Raw genomic sequence first — 16,889 nt, 5'->3', positions numbered from 1 at the left:
GATAATCCTATAGAGAAACTGAGGCCATACGAAAGAATCATGTACACGAAAATACAAAAATTGCTGATTTTAAGTTTTACCACCCAATGGCTGCTTTCCTGCTCCCCTCCTGTGGTTCCCGTACAACAAACACAGGTAACCCGTTCAGGCAATTTAAGCACAAGCAGTAACCGTTTGAGCCGTTTTAATCTGCAACAGAGCGCTGTCAACTTTAAAAACGGTAAAAAACTACTTGTTTCTGCCAATGGCAATATCTATCTTTCACCGGTGCCCTTTGTCACCCAGGGCAATGACAATACCTGTGCCCAAGCCGTGATGACCATGCTCTTACAATATTGGGGCCAGGAGATTGATTACCAGACCGTGGTCAATGAAAACAATCCGCTCAATTTGGGCACGACCTATGACAAAATTCAGGAATATCTCGCCCAAAAAGGCCTGCAGGCAGAAGCCTTCCGGGAAGGCAGCCTGGAGGTGCTCTTAAACGAAATTCAAAAAGGCTCCCCTGTGATGGTCCTGCTGAATTTTGGTGCCTTGGACCGCGAACACTATGTTTTGGTAGTTGGTTACAATGCCAAACGCAATACCTTGATTCTTCACGAATCCCGTTCTGGCCCCTATGTTGAATTGGAAGCCAATCAATTCATGGACTATTGGAACAATTTACCTGTCGTAACCCTTCCGATTTTTGGCGGAAGCAACTATTTTCGTTTGATGTTCAAGGTTTCAGGCCCCGTCAGCACAAGCAATTGATTAGAATTTCTAATTTTTACGTCATTTTTAGCCAGCAAAGGCTATAATAGAACTATCCACACGGACTGGAGTGTTTCTCATGAGTTTTAAGATTTTTGGCCAAAATCATACCCCTTCCATTCAACCCGCTTCGGGAGCGAAAACGGCTCCTGTTGAGAAACCAGCAAGTCCAGCTCCAAATCTTCAATCCAAAGATCAGATCAAAACCCATGATTTGCCAATTGGCCAAGGTTTAAGTCATATTTCCCTGAGTGAAGGCAGCGACCCCCTCTTAGAAGTGCGCCTCAAAAAAATTGAGCATTTACTCGCAACCAGTAAAAAACCCTCGCTCAGTCTGCCCCAGAAAGAACAGGTCATTCGCCTTCTGAAAGAAAGCCAGGCCGATGGAAATTTGCCCGAACTCGCCAAGCGCTTAAATTCAGAAGATAAACTGGTTCCTCTTTATCACAAAATGGGTTCTTTGCTCAATCGCTCCCCTGAAGCGTCTACCCTCTTGGGTTTGGTTACGCTGGGTCTCTCTCTCGGAGAAGAGGCCAAAACCAACCGCGCCTTTGAAATGAAAGAGATTCTCACAAATGCGGGCGTTTCTCCTGAAATTTTAAAAAAGCTGCATGATTAATCCAGCAAAAACGAAGATATTCTATACGTTATGGCAAAGCTGTTAAGCCCCCTGGTCTATAATGCCTCACTGGCTCCGATCCACCATTTGGTGGTTCGACAAAAACAGGGAACGATTCAGGAACACTTTGTTCATCAAAAATCTCACCCCCAACTCTATGATTTCATTACACGGCTTTTAGAGAAAAAGTGCTTTGATACTGAAATGGCAGCTCGTCTGCAAACGCTCAGTCTTGAAGATCAAAGCTGGCTGCAAGAAAGCCAGCTCTTGCTCCCGCCCGATCAAGTCCCCGAACAGGTTTTTTTTCATTGCCCTCTGGATCTCCATTTCCCAGATCTAATGCCTCACCACAGCAAAGCAGCGGCTCAGCGCCTCCCAATACAGAGCAAGCAGCTCACGATCAATCCACGCATGGTGCTTCAGACAGAAGCAGAGCTGGATCCCGTCTATGCTGAAAGAGTTCCCTTTCGCGAAGTGTTTTCAGCGGCAAGACCGATCCTGTGGGTAAGAGAAACCCGCTATGAAACCCTGGTGCCCTATTGGCCTACAGCAGCCATGCTGCCGATCATTCACAGTTTGATGCAAGGGCAAATTCCCCAGAATCTGAGCGAAGAGACCCTGCAAGTCTTAATCTTGGCACGAATCTTATTACCCGGCTCTCTACAAGAAAACTTGGAACAACAGGCCCAAGTCGCAGAAGAGACCAAGGCTTTTTTAGCTGAAAAACATTATGCTGAATTTCCCGAACTGCTCAATCCGATCCAACTGGCTGCGATGCGCAAATATTACCGTGAAATACAAAATGAAGGCTATATGCATGCCGAAAACTCAGCAGACGTAAACCGCGTATTTGCCCACAATGATCCCCTGACCTGTTATTTGCATTTTCAAATCTCAGCCTGGATTAACAAAATCACACCAGAACCCGTGATTCCCACCTATACCTTCGTTTCCTATTATGAAAAAACCGGCATGGGGCGTCATATCGACTGGGAGCAATGTGCCTGGAATATCTCCTTGATGGTAGACCCCCAACCCGAAGAAGAACCCACCCAAACTTGGCCTCTGTGTATTGAATTTCCTGAACAGACACTTGAAACACGCCTGCTGTCTGGAGATGCTGTCATTTATCAAGGGACAGATTATTATCATTGGCGCGACCCCTTGCCTGAGGGCCACAAAGCCACGGTCAGCCTTTTTCATTTTATGCCCAACCCTGAGAACAAAACCTAGCAACTTAAGTCAGAAATAAAGCAGTCGTTATTCTGTCTTGGTAGCTTTAAGTTCTTTTTTTGTGAGGTCTTGAAACTGTTTGGGCAAAGGTTTCACTGGCTTGAGAAGAAAATGCCGCTCACGAATCATGGCTTTGAGCCGCTCAATCCGTTCTCTGGGATGCGGATGGGTAGAGAGATAACTTAGAAATTTTGAATTTTCCTGCTGAGATTCCAAACGTCTGAAGAAGTCCTGAGAGCCCCCGGCATGGCCATAGGTTTTGACCAAGAGTTCTAACCCCAGTCGATCCGCTTCCAACTCTTGCTCTCGGGAAAATTTTAATTCGAGTGTTTTCAGTGAATTTTCGGCAAAGCCGCTGATAAAATTGTCGGGGCCTAAGAGCATGGTCGCCAATGAATACATCACCAAACTGCGGCCCATTGCACGCAAATGATCGCGATGCACCAAATGCCCCAATTCATGCCCCAAGACAAAAATGAGTTCGTTCTCTGATTCAGCCTGTTTCAAAAAACCACTCAAAATCAGAATATGTCCCCCCGGTAAGGCCAAAGCATTGATCGTGGAATCGGCAAGTAAATGTGCCTGGTAATCCGGCCGAAGTTTGGGATCGGGGAACTGAAGCGCATTCAAGTCGGCAAGATATTTTTGCAAACGCAGGCTGCCGTCTCCTTCTTCAGTCTGCGCTAAAACCGAAGCATAAAGACCCGCCAAGCGTGTTTCATTGCGCGCATCAATTTTGGGAACCACCCAATCAACGGCCAGCCCCAAAAGCCACCAAACCGCCAAAATGATCGCAAACATCCCTCCCAAAAGAATCAAAAGCTCGTGAAGCGGGTGAGAGGGACTGATATTTATATTTTCAGAAGACTCAGGCGGCTCTTGAATGACAAAGCTCATTAGCGACGGTAACGAATGGCCGTGCCATAGGCCAGCGATTCAATGCTGGGCATGCCATTTTTCTGGCCCGCAGTTCCTTTGCCAATTGGAGCCGTTTCTAAACGCAGATTGATAATCACATCGGCCCCTTGTTGTTTGGCCATGGTCTTCATGCGCAGGGTGGCTTCACGACGTGCTCTGTCCAGCAGAGATTCATAGGCCGTAACGCGCCCGCCAAAGAGATTGCGCAGATTCGCAACAAAAACCTTGAAATAATCCACAGCGATGACGGCATTTCCATAGACCAAATTGACAGATTCCACCTCACGGGGATCTTCAGGAAGCTTCTTCAAAGAACTCACTGGCAACTGAAAGAGTTCTTTTTCACGCGCTTCAATCGAAGCATAGTGGTTCTTTTCTGCCCGGGTACCGGCAAAATAGCCAATCGTTACCAGAATGGCCAGTACAATCAGTGTATCCATGGCTTAGTCTACCTTTACTGCCGTGCCATAGACATAAATTTCTGCAGCCCCTTGGGCCACAGAAGAAGTTGAATAGCGGATATTGACAATCGCATTGGCGCCCAAACGACGGGCTTCAGAAATCATGCGCTGGGTTGCTTCATCCCGGGCTTCTTGCAAAAGTTCGGTATAGCCCTTTAACTCGCCCCCAATCATATTCTTGAAGGAAGCCATTATGTCTCGGCCCACGTGTTTGGCCCGAACGGTACTGCCATTGACCACGCCATAGATTTCAAGAATGTTTTTGCCTGGAATGGTTTCAATATTTGTCATGATCATATGCTTAAAATTTACCCATGCTCTCTCATCGATATTGATTAAATTCAGTTCATTGTCTCATTGAGCCCCAAGTACGTCAATTCAGCGGGTTTTCTTTTTCAGATAAACCACCTTATCCACTTCTGCCACAGTCATTAAATCTGCATCCAGAACGCGCAGGGTTTTCTCAAAATCAACTCGACCTGTGCGAGCCAATTCTGTCTGAAGCGCTGCTACTTCGTGTGGTGAAATTTGAAAAAGGGCACTGACACGACCCTTGCCAGGACGGCGAAAACGGATATTCGCCGCCTTGTCCCAAACAATCGTGTCTGGACCCAATAATTGAATCAACATCAACATATAAAAAGGATCGGTCATGGCATACAGCGAGCCGCCAAAATGGGTGCCCACATAATTGCGGTTATACCAATGCAAAGCCATGGAGACATGGACTCGGGAATAATCCCGTTGAATATAATCCACATGCACTCCTGCAGCCAGATAAGGAGGCCAGAGGTTGAGCAGGTTTTTGAGCACAACAGCCGGCACCCGGCCGCGCGGAACGAGTGGATTCATTTGCCCTGAAAAAGCTTGTGGATCACGCGGTCAAAAACCCGGTCTGGCAAGAGACGTGGAACCACCACCTCTTGCAGGGGTTGACCCGAGACCACCACGCGGGGAGGGTTGTTCTGACGGGTCAGGATCTCAAGCACTGCTTGGGCTACGGATTCTGGTCGTGCGCGCTTCCCCTCAGCATTCTGGGTACGTTTCAGCATAAAATTGCCAAGCGCTTCATAGCTTGTGCCCTGATAGGTTTCAGGATCAAAAGAGGTCTGGGTTTTTTCCCAGATGGGCGTTTCAATCGTACCGGGCTGAACCACAACCAGTTCAAGCTTCTTGCCCACCACCTGCCACTCCCTGCGTAAAGCATCAGAAAGTGCTTCCACAGCATGCTTTGAAGCTGAATAGGCACCGGCAAAGGGAATCGTGGTTTGCCCCGCGACAGAAGAAATTTGAATCACTTTGCCTTGCGTTGCCATGAGGGGCAAAAAAGTTTGTGTGGTTTCAATCAAGCCAAAGACATTGACCTCGAATTGTTTTCGCAGGGCTTCCCGAGCAATCATTTCGACTGGGCCCACAACCCCGATGCCGGCATTGTTGATCAAGGCATAAAGCGGTTGCCCTGCTAAAAGCACTGCTACTTCTGGCAAAGCCATGGCAATACTGTCAGATTCAGCCACGTCCATGAGGATCGGGTGTATGGCCGCTGAAACTGACTGCAGACTTTCGGCATCCTGTTCTTTTCTGACAGTCGCAATGATTTGGAAACCCTTTTGTGCCAAAGTTTCAGCCAAAATCCGGCCGATACCCGTTGAGGCCCCTGTAATCATGACCCAACGCCCCTCAGGTTTGATTCTTTTCTGAGGGAGATTTTTCAGAGCCAGCAGAAGTCCGCCACAAGCCAATGAGAATATGATTTTATATGTAGTTTTTGCCATGCCCTCATCATAACCGGCTCAAAGGCGGGAATCAACCCTGAAAAGCACAGCCTCAGGTATAATGGACTGAATCTCATGTATTTGAACAGGACACCCTCATGACCTTGCCTAAAGTAAAACTTTTCAATACCCTTCACCGCGAAAAAGAAATCTTTACTCCCCTTCAAGCAGGGCAAGTCAAAATGTATACCTGCGGACCCACCGTCTATAATTACGCGCATATTGGCAATCTGCGCAGCTATATTTTTCCAGATCTGCTCAAAAAGCTGCTCGGGTTTTTAGGCTATGAAGTCACACAAATCATGAATTTTACAGATGTTGGTCATTTAACCTCAGATGCTGATGCCGGTGACGATAAAATCGAAAAAGCAGCAGCGGCAGAGGGCAAAAGCGCCTGGGACATCTCTCGCTATTATGCAGAGGCCTTTAAACATGACATCGCAGCCTTGAACATCGCCTTCCCTACCCGTTTTACCTATGCCACCGACTATATTCCAGAGCAGATTCAATTGGTCAAAGACCTTGAAAACGGGGGGCTGACCTATGTTCTTGAAGACGGGGTCTATTACGATACTGCACGTTTTCCAGATTACGGAAAAATGGCCCGCTTGGATGTTGAAGGCCTACAGGAAGGCGCCCGTATCGATACCGAAGGCAAGCGCAACAAAACAGATTTTGCGCTCTGGAAATTCAGCCCCAAGGACGCACAACGACAAATGGAGTGGGAAAGCCCCTGGGGAAAAGGTTTTCCAGGTTGGCACCTGGAATGCACCGCCATGATCTTCGCTGAACTGGGTGCTACGATTGATATTCATACCGGCGGAACCGATCATATTCCCGTTCACCATACCAACGAGATTGCCCAGGCTGAAGGCGCAACCCATCAACCCTTTGTCAATTATTGGCTGCATGGTGAATTTCTGGTTTTGGATCAAAACCAGCGCATGGGCAAATCCGTAGGTAATTTTGTGACCTTAAAAACACTAATAGACGCTGGCTTTTCTCCCCGAGCCTACCGCTATCTCTGCCTGACCAGTCATTACCGCCATTTTCTGACTTTTTCACAGGAAATTCTGAAATCCGCCCAGACTGCCTATTATAAACTGAAACGCCTGATATCCCATTTGCATGCCCAGGATCAGCGTGCGCCAGAGCGCCTTGCAGATTTTCGGGAACAGATCTTGAATGCCCTGTGCGATGATTTGAATGCTCCGAAAGTGATCGGTTTGCTCTGGGATTTGGTTCAAGATAAAGAAATGGGCGATGCTCATAAATTGGATTTGATCCGCGAAATTGACAGCATTTTGAGCTTGGACTTACTTGATTTTACCGATTTCCCTGAATTAAACATCGAAATACCCGAAAATATCCAGGTTTTAGCCAACCAACGCTGGGAGGCACGCCAAAACAAAAACTGGGCAGAATCAGATCGTCTGCGCGATTTGATTCAGGCAGCGGGTTTCCAAATGCGTGACGGCAAAGATCATTTTGAATTGGTGCCTTTGGATCTTTAAGGCCTTTCATCCAAGGTTTCAATTGAATGCATGAGAGTCTGGATATCCTGCTCAAATCCGTGCAATTGAAACGTTATATGGGGCAGGCGGTTTCCCTCGCGGGGGAAGACTGATGCGGTCTTGTATTTAATCGGGGTTTGGTTGCGAGCTGTCGGAAAGGCTTTCGCATAAAGATCGTGAGAACACAGGACATAGGCTCCAAATTTGGGATGCAGAAAGGCTTCCTCTTTCTGATCTTTTTGGCAGTGAAAATTCTTCTTGACCACACGGCTTTCAGAATGATGGGTAACCGTTGAAGAAAAATGCAGGGTAATATCCTGCTCATAAAACGGAACCGCCTTATGATAAATAAAAGTGAGCGTGGGCTTCTGTTTTTTAGGCAGCCAGACCAGTTGGCTACCCGTCATTTTAAAACCCTCTGCAGAGATTCTTGCCATTTTATCGGGTGGATAATAGGTCGAATAGAGCTTACGCAAACCGACTGAATCAACGCGGGTGGGAAAAAAGCAGAAAATAACGATCAGCAATCCAAGCCATGGTTTTTTCATGGACGTTCTCCATAGGGGCACAGAGAATCCAAAACCTGAAATAAATCCTGTTTTGTACCCGTATAGGTCAAACTGAACTTGGGATTCAGGTTCCCAGGCAAGGGATAAACCCACACCCCAATCAGGGAATTCTGCTTATGAGGATTTGTAAAACAGAGCATCAGGGGCCCCAATCTTGAATGACGATAATCACTGCGTTTGAGCCCTTTGGGGCAAAGCGCATTCAAAGCATGTTCTTGTGAAAGCGCATGATGCTCAATTTCAAAGTGAAAAATCTGCTTTTTTGAGGAGCCAGCAAGCTTGACACCTTTAGAAAATTGAAATTTCAAAATACTGTCTGATTTACGCAGATCGTGCGTCAGCGTGATACTGCCTTTCTGGTACTCGGCAAGATCTGGCAAAAGCAGTTCCTCAGGGGAGAAGAGCTGAAAAATAGTCTGTGACTGTTCTGGATCCAAGAAAGCAGCCTTGACCGGTTTTTGAAGCAAAACCCCAGACAAAACGACTAAAAATACAAAAAATTTCAGACTGAATCTCATTTCTTCACCCCCTATCTTTCACTTTATTCGCTAAATACCCCAAATGAAAGCGATCACTGAAACAAACACACCCGCTACCAGGGAGATCAAACTTGCTTTTTGCATCCAGGTTGTTTTTAAAGCCAAAAGCAAACCTGAAAGGTAAGATCCCAAAAGTAAAATCGCAAATCCGGTCGTCAAGCTGTTCAAAAGCGTTCCCCCTTTGCCCTTATGAATGGCCATGAGGCGTCCAAAAAAAGTAGGTTGCGAGAGTTTGATCGTAGCGGATTGAGGATTGCTTTCAGAAGGCTGATACTGAACTTGTACCCCAGATTTTTTTCCCCAAAGAAATCGATTGCCTTTTTGAGTCAGCTCTCCCTGTGGAGCTGAAATTTTGTGAGATTTCAATTCATTCAGCACTAAATCTTTAACCAATTCAGGGGTCACAGGTGCAATCGGAGTCAGAGCACTGAGTTCAAAGGTCTGTTTGCTAGTTTCCTGCGGTTCAATCCACATATAAAGTGTGCCAGAAAGTGCAAACAGACAGGCCAGAGGCAGAAAGAAAATACTGAGATAGCCGTGGATCTGCATCCACAGCTTGCGATCAAACTTTTTCATAAGATTATACCCAAAGAGTCTTGATACACTCATTATTACCGACGCAAGGGGCATTCAGAAAGTCATTCCATGAGATAAATGAAACTGAAAAATTCAGGGTTTGGGAACTTGAGGGGGAGGCAGTTCGCTGCCTGGATTTCTATCAAAGGGATTGCCTACCGTCATAACCCACCACAATCCAAAGACAGAAACAGCGGCCCCAATCGCGCCACCAATCACACCGCCCATGGCTCCCGTGCCACGCGCCAGACCGATTCCCGCCCCCACGGCCACAGGCGCAGACATCAGCGCAATTTTCATAGCGGGTGTCCAGGGGCTTGAAGTAAGCCCCGATAAAGTGACTTGATCAGCTTGCCAAGCCGGGGCGGCCTTTACAGGGCGGCTCACCGGAGAATAAATGGACTGAACCTGATAGGAAACAGAGCGGAAGCAAAGCATATCCTATGGAAATGTTATACTCTAAAAAATGAAGGACATCAGCACCCAGATATGAAAAAATGGCATCCGCGACGGAAAACCGGCCTTGCAGTTTGTTTGTTCTCAATGGCCCTTTGGCTCCAAAATTCTGTTACCATACCAGCCATGGCCACAACACCCGATCCACTACCTTACCAACAGGCTCCGCCTCCTCTGGATAAATTGCTGAATGCCCCCCTTTTACCTGGGTTTTCCCTTTCGCCCGATCGCAAGCGCTATCTCCTCATGGATTTTCAGACCTGGCCTGAAATCGAAGATTTGGCAGGCCCTGAACTCAAACTGGCGGGCTTGCGCTTTAACCCTGAAAACTATGCTCCCAGTCGCAATTGGGTCTATACCCAGCTCCATCTCCATCAGCTTGAAAATGGCAAAGAAATACCCGTTCAAGGCCTACCTGAGCAAGGACATTTCGCCAATCTGATTTGGTCGCCAAATAGTAAATTTCTAAGTTTTACACATACACTTCAAGATCGTGTTGAACTGTGGATCTTGAATATTGACAAAGCCCAGGCCCAGCGTCTGAGCCCTCTCAGCCTGAACAAGACCTTTGGTCCCCCCTGCGTTTGGATGCCCAATTCCCAGGCTTTGCTCTGTAAAAGCCCTGTTTCAAACCTTTCTCAACCCAATAGCCAAGGGGAACTTCCCAAGGGCCCCCTGGTCATGGAAAACACAGGCAAAGCAGCACCAGGACGTACCTTTCAGGATCTGCTCAAGTCCCCCCAAGATGAAGACCTTTTTGACTATTATCTGAAGGGTCAACTCTGGAGGGTTCAACTGGATGGAAAAGCAGAAAAAATTGGCAGCCCTGCACTTTATACTGACTTTCAGCCATCACCCAATGGGGAATGGCTTTTGGTGAAACAGATTCACCGTCCCTATTCCTATCTGTTTCCTGCCTCGCGTTTTCCGCTAAAAACTGAGCTGTGGGATAGCAAAGGAACCCCCTTGCTGACAGTGGCTGATTTGCCGCTCGCCAATCGAATCCCAATCGCGAGGGATGCCGTGCGCACGGGCCGCCGTCGCATTGAATGGCGAGAAGACCAACCTGCCAGCTTGTTTTGGGTTGAAGCTCAGGATCAAGGCGATCCCAGTCACCCCAGTCAAATACGGGATCGCCTATTTGATTGGAAAGCCCCTTTTCAGAGCCCACCACGTCCCCTCTTGGATCTCCCCGATCGTTTTGACGGTGTGTTTTGGAAAAATGAATCGCTGGCCTTGGTCTATAGCAAATGGCATCTTCAGCGCAGACAGGAAGTCTGGCATCTGAGCACAGGTAAAACCATTGCAGCCCGGAAAATAGCGCATTATTCAAGTGAAGACCGCTATGCTGATCCCGGCTGGCCCTTGCTTGAAAGAAGCCCTCAAGGCGGAATGCTGCTGCAAACCACAGCAGATGGAAAATCGGTTTTTTTAAGTGGCGAAGGGGCCTCCCCTGAAGGAGATCGCCCCTTTTTAGACAGTTGGAATCCACTCAGTGGAGAAAAAAAACGTCTCTGGCAATCACAGGCTCCCACCTACGAACAAATGGTGGGTGTGCTCGATCCTAAGAAGATGCAGTTTCTGACACGGAGAGAAACGCAGCAAACGCCTCCCAATTATATCCTTCATCACAGGGAACAAGAGTTGGCTCTTACCCACCTGAAACACCCTTTGCCTGAGCTGGCCCTGATTCAGAAAGAAATGATCAGCTATACCCGTTCAGATGGTGTTAAACTCAACGCCATTCTCTATTTGCCACCCGGTTATCACAAAGAACAGGGGCCATTGCCCACTGTATTTTGGGCCTATCCCCGTGAGTTTAAAAACGCTGAAGCCGCAGGCCAGGTCAAAGGCTCCCCCTATTCGTATATTCGCATTCTGCCCACTTCGCCTTTGGTTTTTTTAACCCAAGGCTATGCTGTGGTGGATCACCCGGCCATGCCCATTATTGGGGAAGGCACATCAGAACCCAATGATACCTATTTAAAACAATTGGTAGCCTCTGCCCAGGCAGCTATAGATAAGGTGGTCAGCATGGGAATTGCTGACCCCAAACGGTTGGCGATTGGCGGGCATTCCTATGGAGCGTTCATGACCGTGAACTTATTGGCCCACAGCTCCCTTTTTAAAACAGGTATTGCCCGCAGTGGTGCCTATAATCGAACCCTTACTCCCTTTGGTTTTCAATCAGAAGAACGTAATTTCTGGCAGGCCCCTGAGGTCTATTTGCAAATGTCACCGCTGATGCATGCCGATAAAATTCAAGCCCCCCTGCTTTTGATTCATGGTCAAAGCGATAATAATTCGGGGACGTATCCCATGCAAAGTGAAAGTCTGTATCAGGCACTCAAAGGCTTGGGAAAGCCTGTGCGTCTTGTACTTTTTCCCTTTGAAAGCCACAGCTATCAAGCCAAAGAGTCACTGGAACATATGCTCTGGGAGATGGTTCATTGGTTAGATCATCAGCTTAAAAATACGGATTAACTCTGTGCCCTTAAATTTTCAAGCCCATTTCCTTTAAAATTTCGTATTTATTGCGAATTAAATAGTGAAAGCAAGGCTCTTGTTTCAGCCTGCGTTCAAGCAGTGAAGGTGTTTGAACTTCTTGTATGAATTGCTTTATATACAACAGCGATTTTTCTAAGATTTCAGGATTGTCTAGTTTTTCTGCCTGAATGACATAATTACGCACAAAAGCAATCAGCAATTCGGATGCATTCGGAAGAGATATTCTGCCCAAACCAAGCACCAACTCAGACAATTCAAATTTTTCAGCATTCTGTGCCGCTATAGCCATATTCAAACAGGCTTCAGCAAGCAAATCAGGGTTCAATTGTTTCGTTTGAGGAGAAGAGATAACCTGATGATAGAGCTGAATCACAGGCTCCCATTTTTCAATTCCCTGAGATTGTGCCAGTAAGAGTGCGTATTCATAGCGGGTACGGGCATATTCATTCAGGATAAAAATATTCATTTGTGAATAGGCAAGCGATTTTTGATAGTTCGCATACATCTCTGTCTGCAAGCCTAAAACGGTGCCCAGATCCATTTTATTTTCTAAAATATGAAATTTAATCGCATTAAACTGAAAATAAGCCAAGTAAAGGTATAAATAACCGAGAGTCTCTTCTTCTGCATTTTTTCTCATTTGAAAATATTCTATCGCAAGATTTTGCGCCAATTCAGCAGAAGTAAAATCTGATTTTTGAAGTTCACGAAAAGCCAATAAGACCTGCAACTGCCAAGGCACAGAGAACCGCTGCAAACCTTCGAGAATTCTATGCTGTGCCAAATCAAGCAATTCCTGCTCAAGATAGTATTTGATCAGAGAGCTAAAGGCAATAAAATGATCAGACTTTGACGCCAAGGCCCGTTCAAGCAATCTGGGATAGCTCAAAGTAAAGCAAGCAGGAGAACTGAACTCAGGACTGAAACCAGCAAGGATCAATACTTCATCCATGCCCAAAGTATCCTCTGATCCCAAAAGAGTTTCTGCCAAATTTTTCACGATTTGACGAGACGGAATGCGATCCCCCGATTCAAGCAAAGAAATATACGAAGGGCTAACCCCCAACTGGCGACTCATTTCGGTCATGGTCCATCCCTTTTGCTTACGCAGGCCAACGATCCGTTCTGTAAAAGGAGTTGTTGTTTTTGCTTTCTTTTTTAAGCGCGCCAAGCAGCTCACTCCATTCTCTGTTTAAATTAATATTCCACTTATAATTAAACACAGAATGAGATCGAATTGCAGATCTAAGCGTGCAATAAAAAATTGCCCCCACCTTTCAAGCGATGGGGGCAGGCTTTATCCCGTTAAAAATTTAAGCGAAGGAATAGGCCTCTTTATCAAGCAAGAGCTGAAGGTAGACATCTTCGCCCTGCGCTTTGAGCCAAGTCTGAAGCTCAGTGGGAATCTCCTGCATGACGAGATTCACGGGATCTTGGCCTTGCAAAAGCCCTGAAATTTGTAAAGTTTTAAGCGTATTGCCCCAAAATTTCCGCCAAGTCGTATCTGACCATTCTTTGAGCACAGCACTGGCCTCACGCTTGCTTTCGAAAAAATTCTCAATCAATTGTTTCGAAACGACAGGTTCGCCATCTAATACTGAGTCACGAATGGCTTCTTCAACCAATTCACGGAGCAAACGGTTTTTATGTAAAAGAATATACAGCAAGGTTAATTGGGCTGTGCCTTCATCTTCGCTGGCCAGAAATGATATCAGTTTGGGGGGAACATCTTCCAAACGGTGCCGGATGGCACGCAAATAGCTCTGAGCAGTAGAGGGGCTCAAGGCCTGAAGAATCGGGTCTTGAAGGGCTGCTTGGTTAAAATCGTCCCAACCAGAATCTTTCAAGATACGGGCGCAAGCCAGAGTCTCCTGGAGCAGATAAGGGTGATTGGCCACATTTACTTCGTAGGATAGATTTAACACTTCAATTTTTCCTGTCTTGTTTGACGCATGATTCCGTAACGGGTTCTTCACGACCTGAGAAAAAGCAATTTTGGGAAGTGTTGTGCACAGCACGAAAACCAGTATCGTTATTTATGAGGTCGGAATCATACCACTCTATTCACAAGAGTACAGTAGCCCCCCCTGTGCGTCAAGAGTAAGCCTGATGGGCAGGTCAGGCCTGCAAATCTCAAGATTCTTCGTGAGGATAAGTCACAACTTTAATTCAAAAAACGAGACACTGCCCCATCCATTTCTCCTGAGTGCAGATCTAATTCTCTTACGCCAAGAACTTTCAATGTTCTGGCTTCTGAACCCATTGGGAGGCTATAATTCAATCTGTTGTAGAATCAAGGAGATCCGTGCCCCATGCCCACGACACTTACCCCAAAACAAGTACATATTGAAACCTTTGGCTGTCAGATGAATAAATCTGACTCTGAAAAAATGCTCGGCCTCTTGGCCCAGAAAGGCTATGCCTGGACAGACAGCCCAGAGGATGCAGACCTGATTTTGATCAATTCCTGCAGCATTCGCGAAAATGCAGTCAACCGTTTAATTGGTCACTTGGGTCGTTTTAAAACCCTGAAACGCTCTAAACCCGACCTGATTTTAGGCGTTGGGGGTTGCGTTCCCCAACATGAAAAAGAAGCACTGTTGAAACGCGTACCACACCTCGATCTGGTTTTTGGCACCCAGACTTACCACCGCCTGCCCGAACTGCTCGACGAGTTCCAACAGAACCAACGCCCAATCGTTTCGATTGTTCGTCAGGTAGATGAATACCCTGAAGAAATTCCTGTTATTCGTGAAGGCAAGCACCATGCCTGGATTACGGTTCAGCATGGATGCTCTGCTTTTTGTACTTTCTGTATTGTGCCCTATACCCGTGGCCAGCAGCAAAGCCGCACCCCTGAAGCCATTGCCGATGAAATCAGAAAAGTGGCTGCTGAAGGCTATACTGAAATTACCCTGCTCGGTCAAAATATCAATACCTATGGCTGGGATCTTGAGCCTGGAACTTCATTGGGCCAACTCCTGCACTATATCCATGATATTGAGGGCATTCAACGCATTCGCTTTTTAACCTCTCACCCCATCAATATGCGGGATGATTTGATCGATGCCATGGCAGAACTGCCCAAGGTCTGTGAATTCTTACATTTACCCCTTCAAGCAGGTGACGATGAACTCTTGAAAAGAATGCGTCGTAACCATACTGTCGAATTTTATGCTGAGTTGGTCGATAAAATTCGCTCAAAAATCCCCAATATCGTCTTAACTTCAGATTTTATTGTCGGTTTTCCTGGCGAAACTGAAGAACAATTCCTGAACACAGTCGAATCTGTTCGTCGTTTCGCCTTTGACACAGCCAATACCGCCGCTTACTCACCTCGCCCCAAGACACCCGCTGCGAGGTTTGAGGATCAACTTTCTGAAGAAGAAAAAAGCCGTCGCTTGAACCATCTCAACCAGGTGGTAAGAGAGGTTGCCCTGAAACAAAACCGACGTCACCTGGGTGAAATCCAAGAAGTCATGGTTGAAACCTACGATGCAGAACGCAAAAATTTAAAGGGTCGTTCACGCGGCAATAAAATTGTTCACTTTGAAGGCATGGAACGACTGGTGGGTCAGATTGTTCCGGTCAAAATCTTCGATGTGACCCCCAATACCCTGCGTGGACGGATGGTGGTATCCTGAATAGGTTCCACCCCCTAATCACGATGACGCTTGTGAAAGGCAATTCAATGATGCACATTCGTTTATTATCTCTGGCTCTGACCTTGGGAACAGTTCTATTTCTCAATGGCTGTTCAGAGCGCAGAAACGAACCATCCGATCCTGCTGCCTCTGAGCAGCATTCAACAAACAAAGGAGACTCTACCGTGTCAGCAGATGTACAGGCTGTCCTCAATGGAGGCAGCGAAAAACAGGTCAAAGAAATGACCGCCAATTTTGATACCAGCATGGGCATGATTAAAATCCGACTGTTCTTCAAACAGGCTCCTAAAACCGTCGCCAATTTTGTAGGCTTGGCTGAAGGGCTGAAAGAATATACGGATCCCAAAACAGGCAATAAAACCAAAAGCCATTTTTACGATGGACTGATTTTTCACCGCGTCATCCCTCAGTTTATGATCCAAGGGGGCGATCCCCTGGGAACAGGTACAGGCGGCCCAGGCTACCAGTTTGAAGATGAGTTTCACCCTGAATTGAAACACAGCAAACCGGGCATTCTTTCCATGGCCAACGCCGGCCCCAATACCAATGGCAGCCAATTCTTCATTACAGAAGCGCCCACTCCGCATCTCGACAACCGTCACAGTGTATTTGGCGAAGTGATTGAAGGCATGGATGTGGTGAAAAATATTGCCCGCGTCAAAACCAATGCCATGGACAAACCCATGGAACCCGTGGTGATCAAAAAATTGACCATTGATCGGGTCTTTGAATAGGATCAAGCAAACCATGCCCGACTTCACCCATGAGCAAGCCTATTGGCAGCAGCAAAAGCTGTTGGTAGCTGGTGTGGATGAAGCTGGGCGTGGCCCCTTGGCTGGCCCGGTTGTGGCAGCAGCCGTCATATTCCCCCCTGAGCCCAAGCTACTCGTCAAACTGAAAGATTTAAACGATTCGAAAAAACTCAGTGAAGCCAAGAGAGAAGCCCTCTTTCCACTGATTCAGGAACTGGCACTCGATTATGGGATCGGGGTTGTCAATGCGCCCTTGATCGATCATCTCAATATTCTTCAGGCCACCTATCTGGCCATGTGGAAAGCCTTAAACAGCCTCGAACAGATCCAAGCCTGTCTGATCGATGGAAACCGCACCATTCCCTTCTGGAAGGGCCCCCAAACAGCCCTTGTCAAAGGAGACAGTCTCTCACTCTCAATTGCAGCCGCTTCTGTTTTGGCAAAAGTTACCCGTGATCGCATCATGTTGGCATTGGAAGAGACCTGGCCTGGCTATGAATTTGCACGCCATAAGGGTTATCCCACCACAGTCCACACACAAAACTTGAAGG

Annotated in this window: 19 protein-coding genes; 8 read left to right on the top strand and 11 right to left on the bottom strand. The window is 46.9% G+C overall.

Annotation, left to right across the window (positions count from 1 at the left end):
* The first annotated feature begins 39 nt into the window (after window positions 1–39).
* The 3 genes from COW20_05600 to COW20_05590 all read left to right on the top strand — a co-directional run bounded on the left by COW20_05600 (window position 40) and on the right by COW20_05590 (window position 2,605).
* The gene (locus COW20_05600; protein PIW49502.1) at window positions 40–753 is read left to right on the top strand and encodes a hypothetical protein; all 714 of its coding nucleotides are present in this window, start codon (window positions 40–42) and stop codon (window positions 751–753) included.
* A 79-nt stretch (window positions 754–832) separates the two neighbouring features.
* Window positions 833–1,372: a hypothetical protein gene (locus tag COW20_05595; GenBank protein PIW49501.1), complete on the top strand. Its 540-nt coding sequence runs from the start codon at window positions 833–835 to the stop codon at window positions 1,370–1,372.
* A gap of 30 nt (window positions 1,373–1,402) precedes the next feature.
* Window positions 1,403–2,605, top strand: coding sequence for a hypothetical protein (locus COW20_05590; protein ID PIW49500.1), 1,203 nt, complete (start codon window positions 1,403–1,405; stop codon window positions 2,603–2,605).
* A gap of 27 nt (window positions 2,606–2,632) precedes the next feature.
* Here COW20_05590 and COW20_05585 read toward each other — a convergent pair whose 3' ends face one another.
* The 5 genes from COW20_05585 to COW20_05565 all read right to left on the bottom strand — a co-directional run bounded on the left by COW20_05585 (window position 2,633) and on the right by COW20_05565 (window position 5,759).
* Window positions 2,633–3,502, bottom strand: coding sequence for a peptidase M48 (locus COW20_05585; GenBank protein PIW49499.1), 870 nt, complete (start codon window positions 3,500–3,502; stop codon window positions 2,633–2,635).
* Window positions 3,502–3,963: a hypothetical protein gene (locus tag COW20_05580; protein ID PIW49498.1), complete on the bottom strand. Its 462-nt coding sequence runs from the start codon at window positions 3,961–3,963 to the stop codon at window positions 3,502–3,504. Before COW20_05580 ends, COW20_05585 begins: the two co-directional genes overlap by 1 nt.
* A gap of 3 nt (window positions 3,964–3,966) precedes the next feature.
* Window positions 3,967–4,281, bottom strand: a complete 315-nt coding sequence (locus COW20_05575) for a hypothetical protein (GenBank protein ID PIW49497.1) — start codon at window positions 4,279–4,281, stop codon at window positions 3,967–3,969.
* 81 nt (window positions 4,282–4,362) lie between these two features.
* Window positions 4,363–4,836: a tetrameric acyl-CoA thioesterase gene (locus COW20_05570; protein ID PIW49496.1), complete on the bottom strand. Its 474-nt coding sequence runs from the start codon at window positions 4,834–4,836 to the stop codon at window positions 4,363–4,365.
* Window positions 4,833–5,759 carry a hypothetical protein gene (locus tag COW20_05565; GenBank protein PIW49495.1) on the bottom strand — a complete coding sequence of 309 codons (927 nt, stop codon included), beginning with the start codon at window positions 5,757–5,759 and terminating at the stop codon, window positions 4,833–4,835. Before COW20_05565 ends, COW20_05570 begins: the two co-directional genes overlap by 4 nt.
* 98 nt (window positions 5,760–5,857) lie before the next feature.
* Here COW20_05565 and COW20_05560 point away from each other — a divergent pair, with 98 nt between their 5' ends.
* Window positions 5,858–7,273: a cysteine--tRNA ligase gene (locus COW20_05560; GenBank protein PIW49494.1), complete on the top strand. Its 1,416-nt coding sequence runs from the start codon at window positions 5,858–5,860 to the stop codon at window positions 7,271–7,273.
* On the opposite strand, the gene COW20_05555 is transcribed toward COW20_05560, so the two are convergent.
* From COW20_05555 to COW20_05540, 4 genes are read right to left on the bottom strand one after another with little or no spacing between them, the layout of a single operon-like run.
* On the bottom strand, window positions 7,270–7,821 hold the full coding sequence (locus tag COW20_05555; GenBank protein PIW49493.1) for a hypothetical protein: 552 nt from the start codon (window positions 7,819–7,821) through the stop codon (window positions 7,270–7,272). The two genes, COW20_05560 and COW20_05555, sit on opposite strands and share 4 nt — an antisense overlap.
* Window positions 7,818–8,360 carry a hypothetical protein gene (locus COW20_05550; GenBank protein PIW49492.1) on the bottom strand — a complete coding sequence of 181 codons (543 nt, stop codon included), beginning with the start codon at window positions 8,358–8,360 and terminating at the stop codon, window positions 7,818–7,820. Before COW20_05550 ends, COW20_05555 begins: the two co-directional genes overlap by 4 nt.
* A gap of 30 nt (window positions 8,361–8,390) precedes the next feature.
* Window positions 8,391–9,011 (bottom strand): hypothetical protein, encoded by a 621-nt coding sequence (locus COW20_05545; GenBank protein ID PIW49491.1) that lies wholly within the window; start codon window positions 9,009–9,011, stop codon window positions 8,391–8,393.
* A gap of 39 nt (window positions 9,012–9,050) precedes the next feature.
* Window positions 9,051–9,395 (bottom strand): hypothetical protein, encoded by a 345-nt coding sequence (locus COW20_05540; GenBank protein PIW49490.1) that lies wholly within the window; start codon window positions 9,393–9,395, stop codon window positions 9,051–9,053.
* A gap of 51 nt (window positions 9,396–9,446) precedes the next feature.
* Between COW20_05540 and COW20_05535 the strand changes: the two genes are divergently transcribed.
* Window positions 9,447–11,897 (top strand): S9 family peptidase, encoded by a 2,451-nt coding sequence (locus tag COW20_05535; GenBank protein ID PIW49489.1) that lies wholly within the window; start codon window positions 9,447–9,449, stop codon window positions 11,895–11,897.
* A 10-nt stretch (window positions 11,898–11,907) separates the two neighbouring features.
* Here the strand turns inward: COW20_05535 and COW20_05530 are convergent, their stop codons facing one another.
* Both COW20_05530 and COW20_05525 read right to left on the bottom strand, forming a co-directional pair.
* Window positions 11,908–13,008, bottom strand: a complete 1,101-nt coding sequence (locus tag COW20_05530) for a hypothetical protein (protein ID PIW49488.1) — start codon at window positions 13,006–13,008, stop codon at window positions 11,908–11,910.
* A 226-nt stretch (window positions 13,009–13,234) separates the two neighbouring features.
* Entirely contained in the window at window positions 13,235–13,957 is a 723-nt protein-coding gene (locus COW20_05525; GenBank protein PIW49487.1) for a hypothetical protein, read from the bottom strand.
* Window positions 13,958–14,233: 276 nt separating this feature from the next.
* Between COW20_05525 and COW20_05520 the strand changes: the two genes are divergently transcribed.
* The 3 genes from COW20_05520 to COW20_05510 form a co-directional block, all read left to right on the top strand.
* A complete protein-coding gene (locus COW20_05520) occupies window positions 14,234–15,565 on the top strand; it encodes a tRNA (N6-isopentenyl adenosine(37)-C2)-methylthiotransferase MiaB (GenBank protein PIW49486.1) in 1,332 nt (443 codons plus the stop codon).
* Window positions 15,566–15,807: 242 nt separating this feature from the next.
* Entirely contained in the window at window positions 15,808–16,320 is a 513-nt protein-coding gene (locus COW20_05515) for a peptidylprolyl isomerase (GenBank protein ID PIW49539.1), read from the top strand.
* Between the two features lie 13 nt (window positions 16,321–16,333).
* Window positions 16,334–16,889 (top strand): ribonuclease HII (locus COW20_05510; protein PIW49485.1); only part of this gene is annotated, 556 nt, incomplete at its 3' end.

It is taken from the genome of bacterium (Candidatus Blackallbacteria) CG13_big_fil_rev_8_21_14_2_50_49_14, assembly GCA_002783405.1.
GTDB lineage: Bacteria > Cyanobacteriota > Sericytochromatia > UBA7694 > UBA7694.
The sequence above is the reverse complement of the archived record's forward strand: the minus strand, read 5'-3'. Positions and strand labels throughout refer to the sequence as shown.